At 63.7% G+C, this 23,413-nt stretch carries 23 protein-coding genes; 9 read left to right on the plus strand and 14 right to left on the minus strand.

Translation table 11 applies throughout. From position 1 onward, the window contains the following. Positions 1-19: 19 nt before the first annotated feature. From serS to NOX35_RS21445, 3 genes are all read right to left on the minus strand, one after another. Positions 20-1,336, minus strand: coding sequence for a serine--tRNA ligase (serS, locus tag NOX35_RS21435; protein ID WP_256494662.1), 1,317 nt, complete (start codon positions 1,334-1,336; stop codon positions 20-22). 182 nt (positions 1,337-1,518) lie between these two features. Continuing rightward, positions 1,519-2,508: a 4-hydroxy-3-methylbut-2-enyl diphosphate reductase gene (ispH, locus tag NOX35_RS21440; protein WP_182284231.1), complete on the minus strand. Its 990-nt coding sequence runs from the start codon at positions 2,506-2,508 to the stop codon at positions 1,519-1,521. Positions 2,509-2,672: 164 nt separating this feature from the next. Further along, complete coding sequence (locus tag NOX35_RS21445) at positions 2,673-3,143, minus strand: peptidylprolyl isomerase (protein WP_003052041.1); 471 nt, start codon at positions 3,141-3,143, stop codon at positions 2,673-2,675. A gap of 115 nt (positions 3,144-3,258) precedes the next feature. On the opposite strand from NOX35_RS21445, the gene radC reads away from it, so the two are divergent. Further along, entirely contained in the window at positions 3,259-3,951 is a 693-nt protein-coding gene (gene radC / locus NOX35_RS21450; protein WP_182284233.1) for a DNA repair protein RadC, read from the plus strand. Further along, the gene (locus NOX35_RS21455) at positions 3,948-4,604 is read left to right on the plus strand and encodes a Smr/MutS family protein (protein WP_182284235.1); all 657 of its coding nucleotides are present in this window, start codon (positions 3,948-3,950) and stop codon (positions 4,602-4,604) included. The genes radC and NOX35_RS21455 overlap by 4 nt, the downstream gene beginning before the upstream one ends. A gap of 66 nt (positions 4,605-4,670) precedes the next feature. Here the strand turns inward: NOX35_RS21455 and NOX35_RS21460 are convergent, their stop codons facing one another. From NOX35_RS21460 to NOX35_RS21480, 5 genes are all read right to left on the minus strand, one after another. Further along, entirely contained in the window at positions 4,671-5,699 is a 1,029-nt protein-coding gene (locus tag NOX35_RS21460) for a M48 family metalloprotease (protein WP_182284237.1), read from the minus strand. Between the two features lie 4 nt (positions 5,700-5,703). Next, positions 5,704-6,291: a LemA family protein gene (locus NOX35_RS21465; RefSeq protein WP_182284239.1), complete on the minus strand. Its 588-nt coding sequence runs from the start codon at positions 6,289-6,291 to the stop codon at positions 5,704-5,706. Between the two features lie 97 nt (positions 6,292-6,388). Continuing rightward, positions 6,389-8,479 carry a bifunctional 2',3'-cyclic-nucleotide 2'-phosphodiesterase/3'-nucleotidase gene (locus NOX35_RS21470; RefSeq protein WP_256494663.1) on the minus strand — a complete coding sequence of 697 codons (2,091 nt, stop codon included), beginning with the start codon at positions 8,477-8,479 and terminating at the stop codon, positions 6,389-6,391. Positions 8,480-8,573: 94 nt separating this feature from the next. Continuing rightward, positions 8,574-8,978 (minus strand): group II truncated hemoglobin, encoded by a 405-nt coding sequence (locus NOX35_RS21475; RefSeq protein ID WP_182284243.1) that lies wholly within the window; start codon positions 8,976-8,978, stop codon positions 8,574-8,576. Then, the gene (locus NOX35_RS21480; RefSeq protein WP_256496955.1) at positions 8,968-10,452 is read right to left on the minus strand and encodes an MFS transporter; all 1,485 of its coding nucleotides are present in this window, start codon (positions 10,450-10,452) and stop codon (positions 8,968-8,970) included. Before NOX35_RS21480 ends, NOX35_RS21475 begins: the two co-directional genes overlap by 11 nt. Positions 10,453-10,668: 216 nt before the next feature. Here NOX35_RS21480 and NOX35_RS21485 point away from each other — a divergent pair, with 216 nt between their 5' ends. Beyond that, a complete protein-coding gene (locus NOX35_RS21485; protein ID WP_182284245.1) occupies positions 10,669-11,544 on the plus strand; it encodes a LysR family transcriptional regulator in 876 nt (291 codons plus the stop codon). 342 nt (positions 11,545-11,886) lie between these two features. Here NOX35_RS21485 and NOX35_RS21490 read toward each other — a convergent pair whose 3' ends face one another. Then, a complete protein-coding gene (locus NOX35_RS21490) occupies positions 11,887-14,412 on the minus strand; it encodes an ABC transporter permease (protein ID WP_256494664.1) in 2,526 nt (841 codons plus the stop codon). A 78-nt stretch (positions 14,413-14,490) separates the two neighbouring features. Here NOX35_RS21490 and NOX35_RS21495 point away from each other — a divergent pair, with 78 nt between their 5' ends. The 6 genes from NOX35_RS21495 to NOX35_RS21520 all read left to right on the plus strand — a co-directional run bounded on the left by NOX35_RS21495 (position 14,491) and on the right by NOX35_RS21520 (position 18,234). Next, positions 14,491-15,276 carry a sulfite exporter TauE/SafE family protein gene (locus NOX35_RS21495; protein ID WP_256494665.1) on the plus strand — a complete coding sequence of 262 codons (786 nt, stop codon included), beginning with the start codon at positions 14,491-14,493 and terminating at the stop codon, positions 15,274-15,276. 50 nt (positions 15,277-15,326) lie between these two features. Further along, entirely contained in the window at positions 15,327-16,397 is a 1,071-nt protein-coding gene (locus NOX35_RS21500) for an adenosine deaminase (RefSeq protein ID WP_256494666.1), read from the plus strand. 101 nt (positions 16,398-16,498) lie between these two features. Beyond that, positions 16,499-16,867: a hypothetical protein gene (locus NOX35_RS21505; protein ID WP_256494667.1), complete on the plus strand. Its 369-nt coding sequence runs from the start codon at positions 16,499-16,501 to the stop codon at positions 16,865-16,867. Next, positions 16,864-17,355 (plus strand): low molecular weight protein-tyrosine-phosphatase, encoded by a 492-nt coding sequence (locus tag NOX35_RS21510; protein WP_182284255.1) that lies wholly within the window; start codon positions 16,864-16,866, stop codon positions 17,353-17,355. Before NOX35_RS21505 ends, NOX35_RS21510 begins: the two co-directional genes overlap by 4 nt. Before the next feature lie 12 nt (positions 17,356-17,367). Next, positions 17,368-17,907: a CbrC family protein gene (locus NOX35_RS21515; protein ID WP_256494668.1), complete on the plus strand. Its 540-nt coding sequence runs from the start codon at positions 17,368-17,370 to the stop codon at positions 17,905-17,907. A 3-nt stretch (positions 17,908-17,910) separates the two neighbouring features. After that, a complete protein-coding gene (locus tag NOX35_RS21520) occupies positions 17,911-18,234 on the plus strand; it encodes a hypothetical protein (protein WP_256494669.1) in 324 nt (107 codons plus the stop codon). A 252-nt stretch (positions 18,235-18,486) separates the two neighbouring features. Here NOX35_RS21520 and fahA read toward each other — a convergent pair whose 3' ends face one another. The 5 genes from fahA to NOX35_RS21545 form a co-directional block, all read right to left on the minus strand. After that, the gene (gene fahA / locus NOX35_RS21525; protein ID WP_256494671.1) at positions 18,487-19,770 is read right to left on the minus strand and encodes a fumarylacetoacetase; all 1,284 of its coding nucleotides are present in this window, start codon (positions 19,768-19,770) and stop codon (positions 18,487-18,489) included. Beyond that, complete coding sequence (locus NOX35_RS21530; RefSeq protein WP_256494673.1) at positions 19,767-20,306, minus strand: VOC family protein; 540 nt, start codon at positions 20,304-20,306, stop codon at positions 19,767-19,769. The genes fahA and NOX35_RS21530 overlap by 4 nt, the downstream gene beginning before the upstream one ends. 5 nt (positions 20,307-20,311) lie before the next feature. Beyond that, entirely contained in the window at positions 20,312-21,400 is a 1,089-nt protein-coding gene (gene hppD, locus NOX35_RS21535; protein ID WP_003072755.1) for a 4-hydroxyphenylpyruvate dioxygenase, read from the minus strand. Positions 21,401-21,442: 42 nt separating this feature from the next. Next, on the minus strand, positions 21,443-21,823 hold the full coding sequence (locus NOX35_RS21540; protein ID WP_182284261.1) for a RidA family protein: 381 nt from the start codon (positions 21,821-21,823) through the stop codon (positions 21,443-21,445). Positions 21,824-21,977: 154 nt separating this feature from the next. Continuing rightward, positions 21,978-23,378, minus strand: coding sequence for an amino acid permease (locus NOX35_RS21545; RefSeq protein ID WP_182284263.1), 1,401 nt, complete (start codon positions 23,376-23,378; stop codon positions 21,978-21,980). Between the last annotated feature and the right edge of the window lie 35 nt (positions 23,379-23,413).

The raw sequence follows: 23,413 nt of genomic DNA on the forward strand, positions 1-23,413 counted from the left end.
TCTATTGTAGCCTAAAAAATCAGGCCTTCAGCAAAGTTTTGCCGCCCATATACGAAACCAGTGCTTCGGGCACGGTGATCGAGCCGTCGGCGTTCTGATAGTTCTCCAGCACGGCGACCAGCGTACGGCCCACGGCCAGGCCGGAGCCGTTGAGCGTGTGCACCAGCTCGTTCTTGCCCTGCGCATTCTTGAAGCGGGCCTGCATGCGGCGCGCCTGGAAGGCTTCGCAGTTGGAGACCGAGCTGATTTCGCGGTACGTTCCCTGTGCCGGCACCCAGACTTCCAGGTCGTAGGTCTTGGCAGCGCCAAAGCCCATGTCGCCCGTGCACAGGCTCATCACGCGGTATGGCAGGCCGAGCTTCTGCAGCACGGCTTCGGCATGGCCGGTCATTTCTTCCAGCGCTTCATAGCTCTTTTCGGGATGCACGATCTGCACCATCTCGACCTTGTCGAACTGGTGCTGACGGATCAGACCGCGCGTGTCGCGACCGCCGGAGCCGGCTTCGGAACGGAAGCAGGGGCTGTGTGCGGTCAGCTTGATGGGCAGGCGGTCTTCGGCCAGCACTTCATCGCGCACCAGATTCGTCAGGGGCACTTCGGCTGTGGGAATCAGGTACAGAGCCGCGGTATCGGGCAGGGGCTCGGCATCCTGGCCGCCCTTCTGGGCAGCAAACAGATCGCCTTCGAACTTGGGCAGCTGGCCCGTGCCCTTGAGCGAATCGCTGTTGACAATGTATGGCACATAGCATTCGGTGTAGCCATGCTGCTCGGTCTGCAGGTCCAGCATGAACTGGGCCAGCGCACGGTGCAGGCGCGCGATCTGGCCCTGCATCACGGTAAAGCGGGCACCGGAGAGCTTGACGCCGGCTTCGAAGTCCAGGCCGATCGGCGCGCCCAGATCCACGTGATCCTTGATATCGAAGTCGAAATTCCTGGGCGTGCCGAAGCGGCGCACTTCCACATTGCCTTCTTCGTCGGCGCCCACGGGCACGGACTCATGAGGCAGATTGGGCACGGCCGCCAGCATGGCCTGCAGCTCGGTCTGGATCTGGTCCAGGCGTGTGGCCGATTGTTCCAGCTCGGTCTTCATGGCGGCCACTTCGGCCTTGGCGGCTTCGGCGGCATCCTTTTCGCCCTTGCCCATCAACATGCCGATCTGCTTGGACAGCTGGTTGCGCTTGGACTGCAGCTCCTCCGTGCGCGTCTGGATGGACTTGCGTTCGGATTCCAGCGCCTTGAAGGCTTCCACGTTCAGGAAGGCTTGGGGGTTTTTGCGGGTTTGCAGTCGGGCGACGACTGAATCCAGGTCTTTGCGGAGAAGTTGAATGTCGAGCATAGATGGGGATTTTAGAGCGACTGGCCGCACCCGGCCGGTACACGGGGGATGGCAGCAGTCAGCTATCAAAAGCAAAGCGCCTTACGCACGCTATTCATAGATTTTCAGATAAAAATCATCTGAAGTCATTGAATACCATGCGCAAGGCGCTATGAAGTTACAAGCAGTCAGCTTGTCAGAGCTCAATGTCCGGTCTCGGGCGCCTTGCGCACTTCGATCTCCAGGCCCGTGGCCGCATCGATCTTAAGCCCCTTGGGCAGCGGGAACTTGATGGTTTCCTCGATACCGTCCATCTTGCGCACGGCGACGGCCCCCAGCTGCCGGATGCGGGCGATGACCTCGTCGACCAGCACTTCGGGCGCCGAGGCACCGGCCGTCAGGCCCACGCGGGCTGCATCGGCAAACCACTCTTCCCTGAGCTCGAGCGCGTTGTCCACCATATAGGCGGGCGTGCCCAGGCGATCGGCCAGCTCGCGCAGGCGGTTGCTGTTGGAGCTGGTCGGACTGCCGACGACGATGACCAGATCCACCTGAGGTGCCAGCACCTTCACGGCGTCCTGGCGGTTTTGCGTGGCATAGCAGATGTCCTGCTGCTTGGGCTCGCGCACCATTGGAAAGCGCGCCTTGATGGCGGCCTTGATGCCTGCGGCATCATCGACCGACAGCGTGGTCTGCGTCACCACGGCCAGCTTTTCGGTCTGGCGCGGCGCCACCTTGGCCACATCGCCCTCGTCCTCGACCAGGTGAATGCCTTCGGAGAGCTGGCCCATGGTGCCTTCGACCTCGGGATGGCCCTTGTGGCCGATCATGAGAAACTCGTAGCCTTCCTTGGCCAGCTTGGCGACTTCCACATGCACCTTGGTGACCAGCGGGCAGGTCGCATCGAAGATGGCAAAGCCGCGGCGCTCGGCCTCCTGCTGCACGGCCTTGGAGACGCCGTGGGCCGAGAAGATCAGCGTGGCGCCGGGCGGCACTTCGTCCAGCTCCTCGATGAAGATGGCGCCCTTGGCCTTGAGGTCGTTGACCACAAAAGTGTTGTGCACGATCTCGTGGCGCACATAGATGGGCGCACCGAACTTGGCCAGCGCCCGCTCCACGATCTCGATGGCGCGATCCACCCCGGCACAAAAGCCGCGCGGTTCGGCCAGCAGGACTTCCTTGGCTCCCACCATTTCAATACCCCCTGGCGCTACGCACCACTCGCACGGCATGACACTGGCGCGCTTGAAGCGCGGGACGGCGGCACGGGCCGACCGCAGCAAGGGCCGCCCCGCAGCAAAGGCCGTCGTCCCCCTTGAAGGGGGAAGCTGCGCAGCAGCTCAGGGGGTGTGTCATTTCAGAGCACCCCGATCAGCTTCACTTCAAACGTCACGGGCTGGCCGGCCAGCGGGTGGTTGAAGTCGAACAGCACGGCGCCGTCCTCGCGCACCTGCACCACGGCGCCGGCGTAGCTGCCGCTGCCATCGGGCGTGGGGAACTGCACCACATCGCCTGCGGTGTATTGCTCATGCGGGTCGCCGAGCTCGTTCATGAGCTTGCGGGCCACCCACTGCATCATGTCGGGGTTGCGCTCGCCAAAAGCCTCGCCTGCGGGCAGCTCGAAAGTCGTGTGCGTGCCCTCGGCCAGGCCGATCAGCTTGTCTTCCATGGCCGGCGACAGCTCGCCCGCACCCAGCGACAGCGTCGCCGGCTTTTCGTTGAAGGTATTGATCACATCGCCCGCAGGGCCCGCCAGGCGGTAATGCAGCGTGAGAAAAGAGCCTGCCTGCACGACGGGCAGATCCGAAGGGGTTGCGCTTGTGGTCATGAAAGTCCCGATAAACTGGGCTGCATTGTAAGAGCGAGCCTATAACCTCTTCGCCTCTGCGTTGAGATGGCCGGCCCGCCCCTTCCCCGCCTTGTGCAAGCGAGCACTGACACCCATGCCCATCAAAGACCTGCCCCTGGATGCCCAGCCGCGCGAAAAGCTCGCGCAGCGGGGCGCGGCTGCGCTCTCGGATGCCGAGCTGCTGGCGGTCATTCTGCGCACCGGCATGGCCGGCAAGACGGTGCTGCAGATGGCACAGGAGCTGCTGGAGCTGCCCGGTGATCGCCAGGGAGCAGGCGGTCTGGCCGGACTGCTGGCCGCCGACTACCAGGCTTTGACCGCCGTCAAAGGCCTGGGGCCTGCCAAGCGCGCCGAGCTGATGGCCGTGCTGGAGCTGGCCCGGCGAGCCACGGCACAGCAGCTGCGCGAGCGGGAAGTCTTTTCCTCCCCCGAAGCCGTCAAGCACTATCTGCAGCTGCATCTGGCGGCCAGGCCTCACGAGGTGTTTGCCGTGCTGTTTCTGGACAGCCAGAACCGCTTGCTGGCTCTTGAAGAAATGTTTCGCGGTACCTTGACGCAAACTTCCGTCTACCCTCGTGAAGTCGTGCTGCGCGCCCTGCACCATCAGGCCGGCGCGGTGATCCTCGCGCACAATCACCCCAGCGGCAACGTGCAGCCCAGCAGTGCCGACAGCTCTCTGACCACCACGCTCAAGGCCGCCCTGGCCTTGATCGATGTACGCGTGCTCGACCACATCATCGTCGGGCCGGGCGCTGCCTGCTCCATGGCCGAGGAGGGTCTGCTATGAGCCACGCACACCGCTCGCTGCAGGATCTGGCCGGCATCTCCCGCCATCTCAAGCAGCTGCGCGAACAGGCCGAAGCCCTGGCCCTCGCGCAGGCCGAAGCGCGTGCAGCGCGCGAGCGTGAACGCAATCTGTTTGCGCTCAGCGTCGGCAAGGTCACGCCGCTGCGCTCGCGCAACGAAGTCAGCTTTCTGGAGCCGGCGCCCTCGCCGCTGCCGCTGCAGATGGTGCTGGACGAACAGAATGTGCTGCGCGAAGCCATGAGCGACGAGTTCGATGTCAGCACCCTGCTGGACGTGGACGATCAGCTGAGCTTTCGCCGCCCCGGCATCGGTCTGGACGTGACGCGCAAGCTGCGTGGCGGCCACTGGAGCATTCAGCGCCAGCTGGACCTGCACGGCCTGCGCTCGGACGAAGCCCGCGAGGCGCTGGGCCAGTTCATCCGGCTGTCGCACCGCACGGGCGTGCGCTGCGTGCGCATCGTGCACGGCAAGGGCCTGGGCTCGCCGGGCCGCACCCCCGTGCTCAAGGGCAAGGTGCAGCGCTGGCTGGTGCAGAAGAAAGAGGTGCTGGCCTTTGTCCAGGCCCGCCCGGCCGACGGAGGCGCGGGCGCGCTGGTGGTGCTGCTGCAGCCGGGCAAGCGCAAGCTGTTCTAACAGTTTCAGCATCCAATCTGATAGCCACCTGCACCTATGTGCATTGGGTTTCAGACCTGAAACAGCTTATCTTCCCTGCGGCACGGTGTTGAGCGGCAAGGGCAGCGGTCGCATGTCGCGGCCGTAGATGCGACGTATGCGTTCGGGCACCGTGGGGTGGGACTCCAGCCAGTGTTCGAGCCGGCTGGCATGGGGTGTTTCGGCCAGCAGCATGTGCTGCACGATGCGCTTGTCCAGCCCCTGGTGGCTGCGCGTGTCCTGCTGCCAGCTGCCGTACTGCTGCTCGGCCAGCTCACGCTGCGTGAGCACCTTGCGCAGCACACCGCCCAGGCCGTCCTTGCTGCGCGTCCACTGCACGGCACGGGCATCTGCCAGATACTCGCGCTGGCGCGATACGGCAGCCTTGAGCAACTGGCCGCCGAGCCAGCCGACAAAGCCCGCAGCCTGGATGAAGACGCCGAACCATTGCGCAAGGATGCTGTCGCGCTCGCGCAGGGTCTGGCCGAAGTTGTGAATCAGCTCCAGTCCGTAGACCATGCCGGCCAGCTGCATGTTCAGCCGCGTGTCGCCCTCACGCAGATGGGACAGCTCATGCGCTACCAGGCCTTGCATTTCCTCGCGGCTGAGCTGGTCCAGCGCCCCCTGGGTCACGGCAATGACGGCGTCCTGCGCATCCCAGCCCGCCGCAAAGGCATTGATGGCCTCGGCTCGCGCCAGCACCGCGACCTGGGGCGCAGGCCAGTGTGCCGCAATGCACATTTCATGGACGATATTGCACAGTTGCTGCTCGGCCAGCGAGCTGCCGGGTCTGGCCTCGCGCGCTCCTACGCGCTGGGCCAGTTTGCGACCGCCATGGCGCAGCTGGTCCAGCTCTATCCAGCAGCCGCCCAGCACCAGCAGCAAGGTCACGCCGATATTCACCGTCGCAAAGCCCGTGGGGTAGTCCCAGCCGCCGAATACCAGAGTGCCCAGCCACCAGGCCAGCATCAGGCCCAAGTGCACCGATGCCACCACGGCCAGCACGCACAGGCCGAACACCAGCAGCAACCAGCGCGTGCTGCGCCTGGCTTCGCGCTGTCGCTCCCAGAAACGCATGCGCTCAGAACCTGACCTGAGGGACGGCGCGTTCCTGCTCGCTCTGGGTCGAAGCCAGCATGTCCATATGCACAAAACCCACCAACCGCGCCACGATCAGATCAGGGAACTGTCCGGCCTGGTTGTTGAATTCCAGTACCTCGTCGTTATAGGACTGACGCGCAAAACCGATACGGTTCTCGGTGCTGGTGATCTCTTCGCTGAGCTGCTGCATGCGGGCATCGGCCTTGAGCGTGGGATAGGCCTCGGCCAGCGCCATCAGACGGCCTACCTGACCTCCCAGCACCTGCTCCGCAGCCATCAGTGCCCCCATGGCCTGCGCCTTGCCCGGCGACCGACGGGCCTTGTCGGCCGCGCTGACGGCCTCGCCTCGCGCGCGAATCACGGCCTCCAGCGTCTGGGCTTCGTGCTGCATGTAGCCACGGGCGACTTCCACCAGATTGGGTATCAGGTCATGACGGCGCTTGAGCTGCACATCGATCTGCGCAAACGCGTTCTCCACCTGGTTCTTGTGCGTGCGCAAGCGGTTGTAGAGGGCAATTGCCCAGATCACGATCACCACAACCACTGCCAGCGCGATATATGCCGTCATACCCTCTCCCTGAAAATTTCCTCGCATCATAGCCAGTCCCAGAAAAAAGCCGCCGTGGCCTCTGGAGCCACGGCGGCAGCAATTGCGGCAACGCCGCCTACTTGGACAGATCGAGCTGATATTTGCTCATGCCCTTGCCTGAGCCGTCATCGGCCGCGAGAACAGACACTCCCGACAGGCCTGCGGCCTGGGCCACGCTCAAGGCATTGGCTCCGGAGCTGAACACCACCGGACCGGCCGTCGTCACCTTGGCAAAGCGCCAGCTCTTGGCTGCGCCATTGGCCGCCCTGGTGATCTGCGGGTTCTTGCGCACATACTCGATCACCACATCGCGGTTCGCATCGGGCGATGCCCAGATGGCCGACGAGCCGTCGAGCTTGGGGATGAAGCTGGCACCGCTGGTGGCACGGTAGTTGTTGGTGGCGATCACAAACTCCTGCGCCGTATCCATGGGCTTGCCCAGATAGCTCAGGTTCCTGATGCGGCTGCCCAGCGGCTGGGTCACATCGATCTCGTACTGCACGTCGGCAGTGGTGAACATGTCGAAGTTGTAGCCCGGGAAGCTGCTGATCAAGGGCTGCTCGCTCGTCTTGTTCACATCGATCTGGTTGAAGCGCTTGGCTGCAGCTTCCAGCCAGCTCTTGATGTCGGCGCCGTTGACCTTCACCGCGTACACGGTGTTGGGGTAGAGATACAGGTCAGCCGCGTTGTTGATGGCGAGCGAGCCGGCAGCCACATCGGTGAAGTCCTTGCCGCCCTGGAAGCCGGACTTGAACGGCGCACTCACCGACAGCACGGGCAGGCTGGCGTACTGGGGCAGATTGGCCTTGATGTAGCTGGCCACATAGGCCTGCTGTGCCTGGTTGACGATCTGGATCGCACCGGGGTCGCCCACATCGGCAAACAGCGTGCTCATGCGGAAGTCGGTGCTGCCGATGGGCGTCTTCACATAGCTGATGGCCGCCTGGTGCTGTGTCTCGATCAGCGGCGCCACGGCCGGGTCGGCATCCGCAAACACCGCGGCACCTGCGGCATCCTTGTTCTGGATGTTGCGCAGCTCGCTCTTGCTGCCGGTCTTGGCCACACTCCACTTCTTGCCGTCCCATTGCAGCGGCAACTGGATCACGCCCAGAGCCTTGCCCCAGGAGCTGGCCATGACCGCAGGCACGCCGTTGATGGTGCCAGCCTGGTTGTCCACACCGCTCTGGCTGTAGGCCGGCTTGGCCGACAGATCTGGGAACACGCTGTGCTGATGGCCCATGACCATGGCATCTATGCCCGCCACCTTGGACAGATACAGGCCGGGGTTCTCCATGGTGGCCGAATAGGCCGAGCCGTCCAGACCGCCATGCAGCAGCGCCACCACCACATCGGCGCCCTTGGCGCGCAACTCTGGCACGTATTTGCCGGCAGCTTCCACCGCGCCCTCGGTGTAGACCTTGCCTTCGAGATAGCGCTTGTCCCAGTTCATGATGCCCGGCGTGGTGAAGCCGATCACGCCGATCTTGATGGGCAGCCTGACTTCCTTGCCATCGCTGCCCTTGGCCACCATGGTCCGCTCCAACACGGCATAGGGCTGAACCAGCGGCTTCTTGGTCTTGCTGCTGTAGACATTGGCCAGTACGGCCGGATAGCCGTTGCCCGCGCATTTCTGGCTGGCATCCACGCCGTCCACATCCAGGCCTCCGCCCAGCACCTGGTTGAGAAAGGGCAAGCCGTAGTTGAATTCGTGATTGCCCAGCGTGCCCGCGTCAAAGCTCAGCGCACTCATGGCCTTGTACATGGACAGCTGCTGCGTGCAGGGTATGGGCTTTACCTCGGCCTCGTAGTCGGCCAGGGCCGTGCCCTGGATGGTGTCGCCGTTGTCCACCAGCAGCGTGTTGGCAAATTCCTTGCGCGCTGCACGGATCAGCGTGGCCGTGCGCTCGAAGCCATAGGTCTTGTCTTCGGCCAGCTTGAAATAGTCATAGCTGCGCACATTGAAGTGCAGATCCGTGGTCTCCAGAACGGCCAGCGTCGCCGTGGCAGGCTGCGCGCTGACAGGCGTTGTGCTGCTGTCGTCGCTGCCGCCGCAGGCAGCCAGCAATGCTGCACAGCCCACTGCCGTCAGCACATGGCGGCGTTGCTGCAATGCCGAGAAGAAACCGCCCGAGCGCAGCTTTGCGCCAGGCAAATCGAAATCCTGCATGGTTGACCCTGCTTGTTGAAAAACAGGCAGTGTCTACAGGGCTTTTTACAGCGTCATGAAGGAAATTTGACGCTTTGAAGCCAAGGGCAAGAACTCAGGCGCCGCGATTGCGCATCCAGTCCGCCGTGTTCATGAAGCTGGCCTTGAGACGCGTGCGCAAGGCCTCGGGTACTTCGGTCTCGCCCATGGCCTGATCCATGCAGGCCACCCACTGGTCGCGCTCCTGGATGCCAATGGAAAACGGCATATGGCGCATGCGCAGACGCGGATGACCGAAACGATCCTGGTAATAGTCGGGGCCGCCCAGCCAGCCGCAGAGAAACCAGAACAGCTTCTGGCGCGCGTCATCAAGCGTGCTGCCATGGGCGGCGCGCAGCTCCTTGTAGCCAGGCTCCAGATCCATGAGGTCATAGAAACGGGCGACCAGCTGCTGGACTTTGTCTTCGCCACCTATCCATTCGTAGGGGGTCTCAAACGGGGGCTTTTCTTCAATCTGCATGTGTAGCGGCTTTGCGAGTCAGTCCCGATTGTCGGACATGCGGCATGTCCGTACCCGAGCGCAGGAATGCGAAAACCCCAATGGCCGTCAGCACCGTCACGCCGGCCAACACATCGAGCAAGCTGGAAAAGGCCAGGCCATAGGCCTTGAGCAGCTCTGCGGCTGATGCGCCTTGCATCAGCCCCAGTGCTGCCTGCATATTGCCGGTGACCAGCATCTGGGCCACGGCCGAGCCATGCTGCATGGACGGCCAGATGGCCGTCAGCTCCCGCGCCAGCAGCGCTGCCAGCACCGCCCCGACCACGGCCAGGGCAATGCCTTCGCCTGCCACACGCACGGTGCTGAAGATGCCCGTGGCCATGCCGGCACGCTCGCGCGGAACCACCGTCACGGCCAGCCCGTCCATCAGCCCCCAGGGCAGGCCTATGCCCAGACCGATCAGCAGCAGCGGCGCGGCCATCTGCGTCAGGTCCGAGCCGGGGACGCAGCGGCCCAGCCACAGCAAGCCCATGGCACAGACCAGCAGCCCCGCCCCACAGAGCAAGGCAGCCGACAGCCAGCGCGAGAGCCAGCCCGCCAGCAGTGGTACGAACAGCATGGGCAGCGACAGCACGAACATGCGCTGCCCGGCCGCGAGCGGCGCCAGACCTTCCACGCCGATGAAGCGAAGCGGCAGCAACACCAACAGCACCACGAAGGCATAGGCAGGTGCTGTGGCCAGCAGTTGCACGCCGACAAAGCGCGGATAACGGAACAGCGACAGGTCCAGCATGGGGTGGGCGCTGCGGCGCTCGATCAGTACAAAGGCCGCTGCCGCCAGCAGGGCAGCCGCCAGGGGCAGCCATGTGCGGCCATGCGACCAGCCCGTTTCCGGGACTTGCAGCATGCCCCAGGTCAACAGAGCCAGCGCCAGCGTGAACGACAGCGCGCCCGGCAGGTCCAGCCGCTGTGCCTGCGGATTGCGCGATTCCGGCATATGGCGCAGACCCAGCAGCAGCGCCGCGAATGCTGCTGCAGCCGCGCTGAGCATCACGCTGCGCCAGCCCCAGCTCTGCAGCAACCAACCCGACAGCAAGGGTCCGAAGGCGAGTCCCACACCAAAGGAGGTTCCCACGAAACTGAAGGCCCGGGTACGCCAGGCACCATCGTAGGCCTGGGCCAGGCCGGCCGTGCCTGCCGCCAGTGCAGCGGCCGCGCCCAGTCCCTGCAGCGCCCGCAGCAGATTGAAGCCGATGATGGCCTCCCTGCCTTGCAGGCAGACCTGCAGCAGCACGCTGCCCACCACGACGGCCAGCCCCGCAAGAAACACGCGCCGCCGCCCGTAGACATCGGCCAAGGCTCCTGCCGCCATCAGTGTGGCGCCGAAGCTCAGCATGAAGGCATTGGTGACCCAGTTCAGCGCCAGAGGGCTGCCGCCCAGCGCCTCGCGCAGCGCCGGAAGCGCCACGGCCGGCCCGGTAAAGCTCAGCGGCATGGCCAGAGCAGCCAGGCAGACTGATAGCAGCACCCAGGCAGGCGATGCACGGCGAGCGCAAACCGGAAGATCCGCCTGTGGGCAGGATGGAGAAGTGGAGCAGGACATGGAGGACTGGCTTCGTGAATCAATCAGACATGAACGATAAAAGCGCTCCAATCAAACGAAAATAGCGGTAAAACTCCCAACAATCCCAACCCAAGGTTGCCAATCACCATGGACAGCTTCAGCGGACTTGAGTCCTTTGTACGTGCCGCCGATCTTCTGAGCTTTGCCGAGGCAGGCCGCGCGCTTGGCATCTCGGCCTCGGCCGTGGGCAAGAACGTGGCGCGCCTGGAGCAGCAACTGGGCCTGCGCCTGTTCCATCGCACCACACGCCAGGTGCGCCTGACGCAGGAAGGCACTCTGTTTCACGAACGCTGCCGGCGCATTCTCGACGAGCTGCATGATGCACGCGCGGCCATGCAGGCCGCCGCCCAAGCGCCACGCGGCCGGCTGCGTGTGAGCCTGCCCACCATCGGCTACCGTTTTCTGCTGCCCGTGCTGCCCGAATTCCAGGCCCGCTATCCCGAAGTCGAGCTGGATCTGGACTTCAACGACCATCTGGTCGATGTCGTCGAAGCCGGCCTCGATGTGGTCATCCGTAGCGGCGAGCTGGCCGATTCGCGGCTGGTGGCGCGCCGACTCGGACCGTTTCGCTTCATTCTCGCGGCCTCGCCGGCCTATCTGGCCGAACGCGGTCTGCCGCTGACGCCGGCCGACCTTGCCCGACACTCCAGCCTGCGCTATCGCTTTCTGAACAGCGGCAAGCTCGAGGAGTGGACGCTGCCCGGGCTGCCGGCCATGCCCATCTCCCTGGTCTGCAACAACATGGAAGCCATGCTGGGCGCAGCCGTCTCAGGCCTGGGCCTGGCCTATATGCCCGACTTCCTGGCCCGCGACGCACTGGCGCGCGGCGAACTCAGGCAAGTGCTGGCCGAGCAGCTCACGCATAGCGGGCAGTTCTCGGCACTCTGGCCCTCCAGCCGCCAGCTCTCGCCCAAGGTCCGGGCCTTTGTGGACTTTGCGAGCGAGCGGCTGTTCAAGGGCTAGCCTTAGAACGTGCTTACGATCTCTACGCAGCCGCGTTGGTGCGCAATCGGGATGAGTTCGAAGCGATGGCTCGCCGCTTGCACCGGTGTGCAAGCAAGAGTCAGCGCGCAGAAATCGCCCGATTTCGCTCCAACCCTCCGGGACAGTGTCTTTGCGGACGCCCGGTCAGGGACGCCCGGTCAGGGACGCCCGGTCAGGGGCAGTCTGCGGCGTTGCCTCGCCGGCCGCGCGAATCCTCGCAATAGCACGGCTATTGCTGCGGTATCGCGCGCGGGGGGCCGCCCCCTTCCATCCCATCCCGCAAAGCCTCTGTCGCGGCGCGAGGAGATCGTAGGCACGTTCTTATTCCGCCGCCTGGCGCAGCGTGATCATCACGGGGCGGCTGACCACCTCGCGCAACGCCCACCAACCGGCCAGCCAGGCCAGCAATGCGCCCACCAGCGCGCCCGCCAGAGGTACCCACCAGAGCACATTCCATTCGAAATCGAACACCCAGCGCGCCAACGCCCAGCCCACGGCCAGGGCCACGCAGCTGGCCAGAAAGCCGGCCATCAGGCCCACTCCGGCGAGCTCGGCGCTTTGCACCTGCTGCAGCAGGCCCGATCTGGCGCCCACGGCGCGCATGATGGCGTACTCGCGCGCTCTTTCCTCACGGGTGCCGGTGACGGAAGCAAACAGCACGACCAGACCCGCCACCAGCGTGAAGCCGAACAGAAACTCCACGGCGCGTATGACCTGGTCCATCACCTGCTGCACCTGGGCCAGCGTGCTGCTCAGGTCGACATTGGTGATGTTCGGAAACTCATTGACCAGCGCATTGTCAAAGCCCTTGACGTCGGGCGCGCGATAGGCCGCCAGGTAGGTCACGGCCACGTTGTCCAGATGTTGCACGGGATAGATCACAAAGAAGTTGGCGCGCATGGAACTCCAGTCCACCTTGCGCAGACTGGTGATACGGGCTTCGCTCTCCTCGCCGCCGATATCGAAGCGCAGCGTGTCGCCCAGCTTCAGATCCAGGGTCTTGGCAATGCCTTCTTCCATGCTGATCGCGCCCTGCTCGCCCGCCTGCCAGCGGCCTCCCACGATCTGGTTGTGATCGGGCATGGTTTCGGCAGTGGAGATATTGAACTCCCGGTCCACCAGGCGCTTGGCACGGTCCTCCTCATAGTCATCGGGGCTGACGGCCTTGCCGTTGACGGCGATCAGCCGGCCGCGAATCATGGGATACCAGTCATAGCTGTGCACGCCGGCCTTCTTCAGCGCGGCCTGAAAGTCCTGCGCCTGATCGGGCTGGACATTGATGACAAAGCGATCCGGCGCATTCGCCGGCGTGGCCTTGCGCCAGCTGGCAATCAGATCGGTACGCAGCAGCACCAGCAGCACCAGGGCCAGCAGCCCCACGGCCAGCGAGCTGACCTGTACCACGGCATACACGGGTTTGGCCGATACCTGGCGCGTGGCCATGACGAGCCAGCGCGGCGCCGTGCTCTCATTGACCACCTGTCGCAGCAGCTTGACGGCCAGCCAGGCCAGGCCCGCGAACAAGAGCACGGCTACGGCAAAGCCGCCCACTGCAATCAGGCCCAGCTTGATGTCGCGGCTGGCCACCATCAGCAAGGCCGCAAAACCCGTAACGCCCACACCCAGCACCAGCCAAGATGCTGGCTTGAGCGCCCCCAGATCGCGCCGCATCACGCGCAGCGGCGGCACCTGAGCCAGCTGCAGCACGGGCGGCAGGCCAAAAGCCAGCAGCAGGGTCAGCCCCATGCCCATGCCGAACAATGCGGGCCACAGGCTCGCCGCAGGCAGAGCAGACTCGACCAGTCCGGCCAGCAGCCAGACAAACACATGGTGCACGGCCCAGCCCAGCAGCACGCCGGCCGCGCTGGCGGCCAGGGCAATGCTCACGAACTCCACCACATAGGCCAGAGCGATCCGGCGCTGACTCTGGCCGAGCACGCGCAGCATGGCCGACGCATCGAGATGGCTGTTGGCAAAGGCACGCGCGGCCAGTGCCACGGCCACGGCCGAGAGCAGCGCCGAGAGCAGCGCCACCAGACTCAGGAACTTCTCGGCCCTGTCAAGGGTCTGGCGCATCTCCGGGCGGCCGCTTTCCAGCGATTCCACACGCACGCCGTGCAGGCTCTTGGCCAGTTCCTGCGCCCAGTCCAGATAGTCCTGCGCGCCGCGCCCGGCGTCTGCCTGCGCCGCCACGGCCAGCCGGTAGGTGATGCGGCTGGCCGGCTGCACCAGGCGCGTTGCGGGCAGGTCGGCGCTGTTGATCATTACGCGCGGGGCAAAGCTCATGAAGCCCGCGCCGCGATCGGGTTCGATGGCAATGATGTGCGAGATATGAAAGCTCGCATCGCCCAGCAGCAGCCGGTCGCCGAGCTTCAGGCCCAGCGCCTCCAGCAGCGGCGCATCGACCCAGGCATGGCCGCGTTCAGGAATCGCCCGCACTTCCAGGTCTGGCTGGCCCGGTCCCTGATTCAGGTGCAGCATGCCGCGCAACGGGTAGCCGGGGTCCACGCTTTTGAGCGCCACCAGCCGGCTGGCTCCGCCCTGCTCCTGGCTGGAGCGCGCCATGGTCGGAAAGCTGGCCGTGGCCACGGTCTGCAGCCCCTGCTGCTGTGCCTGCTGCACAAAAACCGCGGGGGCAGGATTGTCGCTGACCACCACCACATCGCCGCCCAGCAGCTGACGGGCGTCGCGCTGCAGGCCGGCTTGCAGGCGGTCGGCAAAAAAGCCCACCGAGCTCAGTGCCGCCACGGCCAGCAGCACGGCCACGATGATCAGGCGCAGCTCGCCAGCGCGCAGATCGCGCCAGAGATTGCGCAGTCCCAGAATCCAGACAGATGATGCTTGCATGGTCTACACGATAGCGCAGCGGCCTGGCGCCATGCCAGAACTGCATGGCAATGCCCTGCTTGAGCGGGACGATAATCGATGCCTTCAGACGGAGACCAGAGCGTGGAAGTGATCTTGGTGGTGGCCCTGGGGGCTGCAGTGGCAGGCTTTGTGCAGGGACTGTCGGGCTTTGCCTTCGGCATGGTGGCCATGTCGTTCTGGGCCTGGGTGCTGGAGCCGCAACTGGCAGCCGTACTCTCGGTATTTGGCTCGCTGACGGGACAGATCATTGCGGCCTTCACCGTGCGCCGCGAATTTCACTGGAAGTCGCTGCTGCCGTTTATCGCCGGCGGTCTGGCCGGCATTCCCATGGGCGTGGCCGTGATGCCGCATCTCAATATGGACTGGTTCAAGTTCGGCCTGGGCTGTCTGCTGGTGCTGTGGTGCCCCACCATTCTGCTCAGCGCCCACCTGCCCCGGCTGACGCTGGGCGGTGGCCTGATGGCCCGCCTGAGCGATGTGCTTGCGGGCCTGATCGGTGGCGCCATGGGCGGGCTGGGCGGCTTCAGCGGTACCGTGCCCACACTGTGGTGCACGCTGCGCGGCTTTGAGCGCCATGTGCAGCGCACGGTGATCCAGAATTTCAACCTCTCGGTGCTGGCCGTCACCATGGCCAGCTATCTGGCCACCGGCCTGGTCAAGCCAGCCATGTGGCAATCGTTTGCCGTGGTGCTGCCCGCAGTGCTGGTGCCTGTGATCTTCGGAACCCGCGTCTACAAAGGCGTCAGCGATGCCCGCTTTCGCCAGATCGTGCTGAGCCTGCTGACCTGCTCGGGCATCGCCATGCTGGCGGCGTCCGTGCCGCGGCTGCTCCTTGCACCCTAACGTAAAACTGCCTACGGCAAGGCTGATCACAAGCCACTACCATCTGCGGCATGAATGCCGCGCCTACCGCCCCCACACCTGAACTGACCGCCTTTGCCCACGCCATCCCCAAGATGGAGTTGCACTGCCACCTGCTGGGCACGGTCAGAAAAAACACCTTCATCGAACTGGTGCAGCGCGCCAAGGCGCCGCTGACTGCCGAAGAGATCGAGGCCTTCTACACGCGCGGCGAGAAGCCCGTGGGCGTGCTGCGCGTGCTGCGTGCTCTCGACGAGTGGCTGTTGCAGACGCCGGCCGATCTGGAGCGCATTACCTATGAATATCTGCAGGATGCCGCCGCCCACCATGTGCGCTATGCCGAATTCTTCTGGAACCCCACGGGCACGGTGCAATGCTCTGGCATGAGCTATGCCGCCGCCCAGCAAGCCATCCTGGCCGGTGCCGCAGCTGCGCAAAAGGATTGCGGCATACGCGGCCGCCTGGTGCCGTCGATCGACCGCGAAGCCCCGGCCGAGGCCGCTGTACAGATGGTGCAATGGATGCTGGAAAACCGCCATGACGATGTACCCGGCATCGGCATCGACTACCGCGAAAACGAGCGCCCGCCCGAGCTGTTCGCCGAGGCCTATGCACTGGCGCGTCGCAACGGCCTCAAGACCACGGCCCATGCCAGCGAATTCGGCCTGCCCTGGAACAACCTGCAAACATCCATTGAGACGCTCAAGGTGGACCGCGTCGACCATGGCTACACGGTCATAGACAACCCCGAACTGGCCAAGCGCTGCGCTGATCTGGGCATTGTGTTCACCGTGGTGCCAACCAACTCCTACTATCTGCGCACGCTGGCACCCGAGCGCTGGGCGCTGGACCACCCGATCCGCCAGATGCCTTCCATGGGCATTCGCATCCACCCCAACACCGACGACCCCACGCTGCACCATGTGGACCCCACAGGGGCCTGGACCAAGATGGTCAGCGACTTTGGTTTTTCGAAGGCCGACCTCAGGGACTTCATGCTCAACGGCATCGATGCGGCCTGGGTAGACGAGAGCGAAAAGCGCAGCCTGCGCCGGCAGTGGAGCGACGAGTTCGATGCATTGAGCGGCACACACCACTTCTAACCAAACATCGCCGCATCACTTGTCCATCAAGCGCTCTCAGCTATCAAAATAGATTCAGGCCGGTGTAACACCGGCCTCCTCTCTTAACAACCACCTGCCCTATGCCGTCAGACAAGCCAGCCAGCCTTGAAGAGATTCAGGCTTCCATTGCCAAGCTCAGAGTCACCGAACAGCAGCTCGAAGCCACCGCGCAGAAGTACGAAAGCAAGATGCAGAGCTCAAGGAAGTGGAACTATCTCGCCGTCGCCATGGCCGTGGTGGTCTGCGCCGTGGCCTGGATCAACCAGGCATCGCCCTGGCTGCGCTGGGGCGTGCTGCCCGTGGTGCTCTTCATGGTGCTGTTCTTCGAAGGCATGCGTCGCCTGCTGGGCGTGACCATGCAAAGCAGCATGCGCCAGCTCAAGACCCAGATCCGTACACTGGAAGCCAGGATGGCCGAAGTACAAGCCGCTGCGACAGATCAGCCATGACTGCCGCCAGACCCGTTCGCGTCCTGATGGTCTGCACCGGCAACATCTGCCGCAGCCCCACTGCCCATGGCGTGCTGGAAAAAATGGTGGCCGATGCGGGCCTGCAGGATCTGGTTCAGGTCGACTCGGCCGGCACGCACGGCTATCACGTTGGCGAGGCCCCCGATGCCCGCAGCCAGCAGCATGCACGCCGCCGGGGCTATGACCTCAGCGGGCAGCGTGCGCGGCAGCTGACAAAGCAGGATTTCGACGCTTTCGATCTGGTGCTGGTGATGGACAGCGCCAATGAGGTGGCGGCGCGCCGCCTTGCCACGCCCGCCCAGCAGCAGCGCATGAAGCGGCTGACCGATTACTGCCAGCGCTTTGACGAGCCCGAAGTGCCCGACCCCTACTATGGCGGCGACCGAGGCTTTGAGCATGTGCTCGATCTGATCGAGGACGCCTGCCAGAACCTGCTGCATACCATCGCAAAGAAAAGTCCACGCTAAAAGGAGCATTCCATGGATTTGCCGAAATTTCGTCTCAGCCCCAATGCCTATGCGCTGGATCTGTTTGTGGCCGAAAGCGGTATCTGCTCCTGTTGCGGCCAGGCGCGTGAGCTCAAGTACAACAGCTCTTTTTACAGCCGCGAAGAGCCGGACTATCTCTGCCCCTGGTGCATTGCCGACGGCAGCGCGGCCAAGCGCTATGAGGGCGAATTCAACGACTACCTGGGCATTGAAGGCGTGAGCGCCGAGCCCGACGAACCTGACAGCATCGTCATGGATCGTGTGCTGCTGCTGGAAGTCTGCGAACGCACGCCCAGCTATCACAGCTGGCAGCAGGAGCAATGGCTGGTGCATTGCAACCAGCCCTGTGCCTTTCTCGGCTATACCGACTACGCCGAAATCCAGACCCTGCAGGCCGAGCTGCAAGGTGATATCGCCGACATGCCCGAGCGTTATCTGCAGGCCATCAGCAAGACCGGTGATCCCGTGGGTGGCTATCTGTTTCGCTGTATGGAGTGCGGCACGCACCGGCTGCATACCGATTGCACCTGAGGCATGAACACAGACATCATGCGGGTGGAGTGCAGCCACCATATCGACGCCAGCGAAGCTGATGCCGAAGGCTTTTACGAGTACTACTACGAGTACGACATCTACCGCTTTACGCTGGGCGGCCTGAGCCTGGTGGTGCGCAGCTATAGCGATACCTGCGAGCAAGCCAGCGTGCTGCGACTGGAAGAAGCTGGCAAGTCACGCCCGCTGCAGCCCAAGGATCTGAAAAGGCCTCTTGTCCAACAGGCGCGGGAGCATCTCCAAGGCCTGGGCAAGCAGGAACTGCGCTGGCTCAACCCCAGGCACGCGCGTTACAACCCGCTTTGAGCAAGCCGCTGAAGCGCTCGGGCTACGACACCCCCGCCTCCAGCTCATGACGGCCGCAGACCCCCTGCACCTTGGCGTCCGGGAAACACCAGGCCATGAAGACGCACATCCAAGCAGATCTGGCTGCTGCATGTGCAAGGCTCCAGGTCCATAAATGCATATGGGCTTGCACAAACAAGGGTGCTCCAAGATGGTTTCCCTGAGGCAAAGCGCTTGCTTGGGCCTCGTTTACGCAAGTCGTGATTTGCAAGCTCAGCCTTCCGTTCGGGCTGGCAGCACCGTGCCCCGGCATTCGCCGAAGCCGATGCGGCGCGCGCCTGCACCTTCGCAGTAGGCGCGCAGCACGACGGTATCGCCGTCTTCCAGAAAGCCCCGCGTTTCGCCGTTCGACAGCGTGATGCGGTTCTTGCCGCCCGTGGTCAACTCCAGCAGGGAGCCGCTCTGCGCCAGGGTCGGCCCCGACAGCGTGCCCGACCCCAACAGGTCACCCGCGCGCAGTGCGCAGCCGTTGACGGTGTGGTGGGCCACGAGCTGCGCCACGGTCCAGTACGCGGCCTCGGCGAAGTTGGAGCGGCTGATCACGTCACCCGCATGTCCCTCTATGGCCATGCGCGCCGTCTGCAGCACCACTTCCATCTGGATGGCGATGGCACCGCGCGTGCGGTTGTCGGCAGAGTCCAGGTATGGCAGCGGATCGGGGTCGCCTTCGGGGCGGCTGAACGGCTGGCGGAACGGCTCCAGTGCCTCCATCGTCACCATCCAGGGCGAGACCGTGCTGGCGAAGTTCTTGGACAGGAAAGGACCCAGCGGCTGGTATTCCCAGGCCTGGATGTCGCGTGCGCTCCAGTCGTTGAACAGCGTGATGCCAAAGACATGCTGCTCGGCCTCCCTCATGGACACGGGCACGCCCTGGGCGTTGGGCTGGCCGATGAAGATGCCCAGCTCCAGCTCGATGTCCAGCCGCGCACAGGGTGCCAGCACGGGCTGAGCCGCGTCGGGCGCCTTGGACTGCCCCATTGGACGATGGAAGGACGAGCCGCTGGCCTGCAGCGTGGAGGCTCGGCCGTGGTAGCCGATGGGCACCCATTTGTAATTGGGCAGCAGCGGGTTGTCAGGGCGGAACTGGCGGCCGATTTCGGATGCGTGGTGGATGCCGACGTAGAAGTCGGTGTAGTCACCCACCTCGCAAGGCAGGCCCAGCTCCACGGCAGACTGGGGCAGCAGCGCTGGCTCCCATGCCGACTGCTTGGTGCTGCCCGCGCGCAAGCCTTCGGAAAGCGCCTGGCGCAGGGCCTGGCGCTCTTGCCGCGTGGCCTGCATCAAGCGGTGCATGTCCGCATGGTCGATCAGGCCGGCGGTGCGCAGATCCAGCACCTGGTTGCCGATGGCGACGCCGATACGCCAGCCGCTGGCGCCCGGCGTGCGGAAACGGCCGAAGGGCAGGTTCTGGATGGGGAAGTCGCAACCCGCAGCGTTGGCCGAGACCACCCAGCTCTGGAGCTGGGGGTTCAAGGTTTCATTCAGGACCGCGCTCATTGCCGGAACTCCCTCTCGTGCAGGAAAGCCGCATGCTTGGGCGCACGCTTGGTCTTGCTCCAGTCTTCGAGCATGTCCCATTTCACGGCATCAAGCCTCTTGATCATGGCTTCCTCGTCCGGGTCGGGGCAGGCCAGTTCGACGCGGTGGCCATTGGGGTCGAAGAAGTAGATGGAGTGGAATGCACCATGGTCCGTCACGCCCAGCACATCGACACCATTGGCCTCCAGGTGAGCCTTGAACTCCAGCAGCTCGGCTCGATCCTTCACACGGAAGGCGATGTGTTGCACCCAGGCCGGCGTGTTCGGGTCGCGGCCCATGGGCGGCTGGGTGGGCAGCTCGAAAAAGGCCAGCACATTGCCGTTGCCCGCATCCATGAAGATGTGCATATATGGGTCGGGCGCCTTGGTCGATGGCACCTGGTCCTCGGCAATGGCCAGCACGAAGTCCATCTTCAGCATCTGGTTGTACCAGAGCACGGTTTCCTTGGCGTCCCTGCAGCGGTAGGCCACGTGATGGAAGCGGTCGATCTTCATGGTGCTCACTCCTTGGCGGTGTCGAGCACGCCGCGGTTGATCTGGTCGCGTTCCATGGACTCGAACAGCGCCTTGAAATTGCCCTCGCCGAAGCCTTCGCGGTAGTTGCCCTTGCGCTCGATGAACTCGAAGAACACGGGGCCCAACAGCGGCTCGGAGAAAATCTGCAACAGCAGGCGTGGCTGGCCGCCTTCGGTGGTGCCATCCAGCAAGATGCCACGCGACTGCAGCTCGCCCACGGCCTGGCCGTGGCCGGGCAGGCGCTTGGCGAGGTTCTCGTAATAGATGTCGTTGGGAGCGGTCAGCAGCGGAATGCCGGCCATCTGCAGGCTGTCGATGGCCGTGGGCAGGTCTTCGCACAACAGCGCAATGTGCTGTATGCCCTCGCCGTTGAACTTCATCAGGAATTCCTCGATCTGGCCACCGCCCTGCTTGGCTTCTTCATTCAGAGGAATGCGGATCAGGCCATCAGGCGCAGTCATGGCCTTGGAGGTCAGGCCCGTGTACTCGCCCTGGATGTCGAAGTAGCGGATCTCCTGGAAGTTGAACAGCTTGTTGTAGAAGTCGGCCCAGTAGGCCATGCGGCCGCGGTAGACGTTGTGCGTGAGGTGATCGACGACCTGGAAGCCGTGGCCCTTGGGATTGCGGTCCACACCGGGTAGAAACTCGAAGTCGATGTCGTAGATGGACTTGCCGTCTTCGTAGCGGTCGATCAGGTACAGCGGCGCACCACCGATGCCCTTGATGGCGGGCAGGCGCAGCTCCATGGGGCCGGTGGGAATGTCCACGGGCTGCGCGCCCAGCTCCAGCGCGCGCTTGTAGGCCTTGTGCGCATCCTTGACACGGAAGGCCAGGCCACAGGCACTGGGACCGTGCTCGGCCGTGAAATAGGCCGCCTGGCTCTTGGGCTCGCGGTTGATGATGAAATTGATGCCACCCTGGCGATACAGCACCACGTCCTTGGAGCGATGCTTGGCCACCAGCGTGAAGCCCAGCTTCTCGAACAACGGCTCCAGCACGCCGTCGGCAGGCGAGGCGAACTCGACGAACTCAAAGCCGCACAGGCCCATGGGGTTTTCGAACAAATCGGTCATGACGAGGTTTCCTGCAAAAAAATGAAATTGATGATGGCGCGATCAGGCGGTTTTATCCAGTGCCTGGACTTCGATCTCAACGCCAACGCCGAAAACCAGCTGGGCCTGCACCAGGCTGCGCACGGGATAACTGCCTTCCTTGAAATAGCTGGCGTAGACCTTGTTGAAGGCATCGAAATGAGCCAGGTCGCTGAGCCAGATATTGGCCTTCACCACGTCGTCCAGCGAGCTGCCCACGGCCTCCAGCCGCGCCGCGATAGCCTTGAGCACGGCATGAGTCTGCTCTTCGATGGGGCCGGTAAGCGGGCGCTTGTCCTCGCCGAAGGGGATCTGCCCCGACAGCATCAGAAAGCCGCCTGCGCGGACTGCGGAAGAGAAGGGCATGCCGCCGGGCGCGGGATAAAAGGTTGCAGTGGAGTTCATCGAAGGGCTCTCATGGTTCAGGGGTTACAACAGGCTGGCGCAAAGGTCTGCGCAAGTCCTCATTCACACGACTTACGCAAATCAGGTTCAGGCAAGCGCTTTTCCTCAAAAAAACAGTCCTGGCGCATCCTTGTTTGCGTAAGTCCTCTTTCAATCAAACCGCAGTCTGCACCAGCCGAACGGGCTGGCGAAAAACCATGCGGTACATGGCATAGACCGCCAGCACCCACACCGGAATGGCATAGGCGGAGGCACGTACTCCGGGCGTGAGCAGCATCACGACCACCACCAGCACCATGGCTGCCAGACAGATGTAGTTGGTCAGCGGGAACAGCGGCGCCTTGAAGCTGCGCGGCGTGCCCTTGGCATCATGCAGCTTGCGATAGTTCAGGTGCGAAATGATGATGATGGTCCAGATGATCACCAACGCCGCCGTGATCAACGAGATCAGCAGCTCGATCACGCCGGCAGGCGCCACATAGTTCAGCACCACGCAGAAGGCAGTGACGATGCCGGGGTAGACGATGGCCTTCACGGGCACACCGCGTTTGTTGACTTCACCCAGCGACTTGGGAGCGTTGCCTTCCTGGGCCATGCCATACAGCAGACGGCTGGAGCTGTAGACCATGCTGTTGTAGACCGACAGCGTAGCGGTGAGGATCACGAAATTCAGCATATGCGCAGCCAGGTGCTCGCCCATACCCGAGAACACCAGCACAAAGGGACTGCTGCTGTAGGTGCCGCCACCGGCCTTGAGCTGGGCCACCAGGTCAGTCCAGGGCGTCAGCGACAGCAGCACGGCCATCGAGCCCACATAGAACAGCAGCACGCGCACCATGAGCTGGTTGATCGCCTTGGGAATGACCTTGCGCGGCTCTTCGGTTTCTGCAGCGGCAAAGCCCAGCATTTCCACGCCGCCGAAGGCGAACATGATGAAGGCAAAGGCCATGAACAGCCCCTTGAAGCCGTTCGGCAGGAAACCGCCTTGCGTCCACAGATTGCTGATCGTCTGCGTGGGATTGTGCGTGGTGGACAGCAGGTAGATGCCGGTGGCGATCATCGCCACCACGGCCACGATCTTGATCAGCGCGAACCAGAACTCAAACTCGCCATAGGCCTTGACGTTGATGAAGTTCACGCCGTTGATAAGCACAAAGCAAACGGCTGCCGTCACCCAGACCGGGATATCGGGCCACCAGAACTGGATGAACTTGCCCACCGCGGTCAGCTCCAGCATGCCCACCAGCACATAGAGGGCCACGCAGTTCCAGCCCGACAGGAAACCGGCAAAGCGCCCCACGTAGCGGTTGGCGAAATAGCTGAACGAACCGGCAGAGGGCTCCTCGACCAGCATCTCGCCCAGGAAACGCATGATGAAGAAGATCAGCAGGCCGCCGATGGCATAGCCCAGCAACACGCCAGGGCCGGCCAGCTCGATGATGCCGGCCGATCCCAGAAACAGCCCGGTGCCTATGGTGCCACCCAGCGCAATCAGCTGGATATGGCGGTTCTTGAGCTTGCGCTCCAGATGCCCGTTGGAAGAAGGGGTATGCATGGTTTGTCTCCTGTTATCTATATCTACCTATGCGG

This window comes from Comamonas sp. C11, from assembly GCF_024496285.1.
In the GTDB taxonomy this organism is placed as follows: Bacteria; Pseudomonadota; Gammaproteobacteria; order Burkholderiales; family Burkholderiaceae_C; genus Comamonas; species Comamonas testosteroni_F.

Excerpts from the sequence above, each read along its gene's own strand:
- serS (WP_256494662.1), bottom strand. The coding sequence starts at position 1,336 with ATGCTCGACATTCAACTTCTCCGCAAAGACCTGGATTCAGTCGTCGCC.
- ispH (WP_182284231.1), bottom strand. The coding sequence starts at position 2,508 with ATGGTGGGAGCCAAGGAAGTCCTGCTGGCCGAACCGCGCGGCTTTTGT.
- NOX35_RS21445 (WP_003052041.1), bottom strand. The coding sequence starts at position 3,143 with ATGACCACAAGCGCAACCCCTTCGGATCTGCCCGTCGTGCAGGCAGGC.
- radC (WP_182284233.1), top strand. The coding sequence starts at position 3,259 with ATGCCCATCAAAGACCTGCCCCTGGATGCCCAGCCGCGCGAAAAGCTC.
- NOX35_RS21455 (WP_182284235.1), top strand. The coding sequence starts at position 3,948 with ATGAGCCACGCACACCGCTCGCTGCAGGATCTGGCCGGCATCTCCCGC.
- NOX35_RS21460 (WP_182284237.1), bottom strand. The coding sequence starts at position 5,699 with ATGCGTTTCTGGGAGCGACAGCGCGAAGCCAGGCGCAGCACGCGCTGG.
- NOX35_RS21465 (WP_182284239.1), bottom strand. The coding sequence starts at position 6,291 with ATGACGGCATATATCGCGCTGGCAGTGGTTGTGGTGATCGTGATCTGG.
- NOX35_RS21470 (WP_256494663.1), bottom strand. The coding sequence starts at position 8,479 with ATGCAGGATTTCGATTTGCCTGGCGCAAAGCTGCGCTCGGGCGGTTTC.
- NOX35_RS21475 (WP_182284243.1), bottom strand. The coding sequence starts at position 8,978 with ATGCAGATTGAAGAAAAGCCCCCGTTTGAGACCCCCTACGAATGGATA.
- NOX35_RS21480 (WP_256496955.1), bottom strand. The coding sequence starts at position 10,452 with ATGCCGCTGAGCTTTACCGGGCCGGCCGTGGCGCTTCCGGCGCTGCGC.
- NOX35_RS21485 (WP_182284245.1), top strand. The coding sequence starts at position 10,669 with ATGGACAGCTTCAGCGGACTTGAGTCCTTTGTACGTGCCGCCGATCTT.
- NOX35_RS21490 (WP_256494664.1), bottom strand. The coding sequence starts at position 14,412 with ATGCAAGCATCATCTGTCTGGATTCTGGGACTGCGCAATCTCTGGCGC.
- NOX35_RS21495 (WP_256494665.1), top strand. The coding sequence starts at position 14,491 with ATGCCTTCAGACGGAGACCAGAGCGTGGAAGTGATCTTGGTGGTGGCC.
- NOX35_RS21500 (WP_256494666.1), top strand. The coding sequence starts at position 15,327 with ATGAATGCCGCGCCTACCGCCCCCACACCTGAACTGACCGCCTTTGCC.
- NOX35_RS21505 (WP_256494667.1), top strand. The coding sequence starts at position 16,499 with ATGCCGTCAGACAAGCCAGCCAGCCTTGAAGAGATTCAGGCTTCCATT.
- NOX35_RS21510 (WP_182284255.1), top strand. The coding sequence starts at position 16,864 with ATGACTGCCGCCAGACCCGTTCGCGTCCTGATGGTCTGCACCGGCAAC.
- NOX35_RS21515 (WP_256494668.1), top strand. The coding sequence starts at position 17,368 with ATGGATTTGCCGAAATTTCGTCTCAGCCCCAATGCCTATGCGCTGGAT.
- NOX35_RS21520 (WP_256494669.1), top strand. The coding sequence starts at position 17,911 with ATGAACACAGACATCATGCGGGTGGAGTGCAGCCACCATATCGACGCC.
- fahA (WP_256494671.1), bottom strand. The coding sequence starts at position 19,770 with ATGAGCGCGGTCCTGAATGAAACCTTGAACCCCCAGCTCCAGAGCTGG.
- NOX35_RS21530 (WP_256494673.1), bottom strand. The coding sequence starts at position 20,306 with ATGAAGATCGACCGCTTCCATCACGTGGCCTACCGCTGCAGGGACGCC.
- hppD (WP_003072755.1), bottom strand. The coding sequence starts at position 21,400 with ATGACCGATTTGTTCGAAAACCCCATGGGCCTGTGCGGCTTTGAGTTC.
- NOX35_RS21540 (WP_182284261.1), bottom strand. The coding sequence starts at position 21,823 with ATGAACTCCACTGCAACCTTTTATCCCGCGCCCGGCGGCATGCCCTTC.
- NOX35_RS21545 (WP_182284263.1), bottom strand. The coding sequence starts at position 23,378 with ATGCATACCCCTTCTTCCAACGGGCATCTGGAGCGCAAGCTCAAGAAC.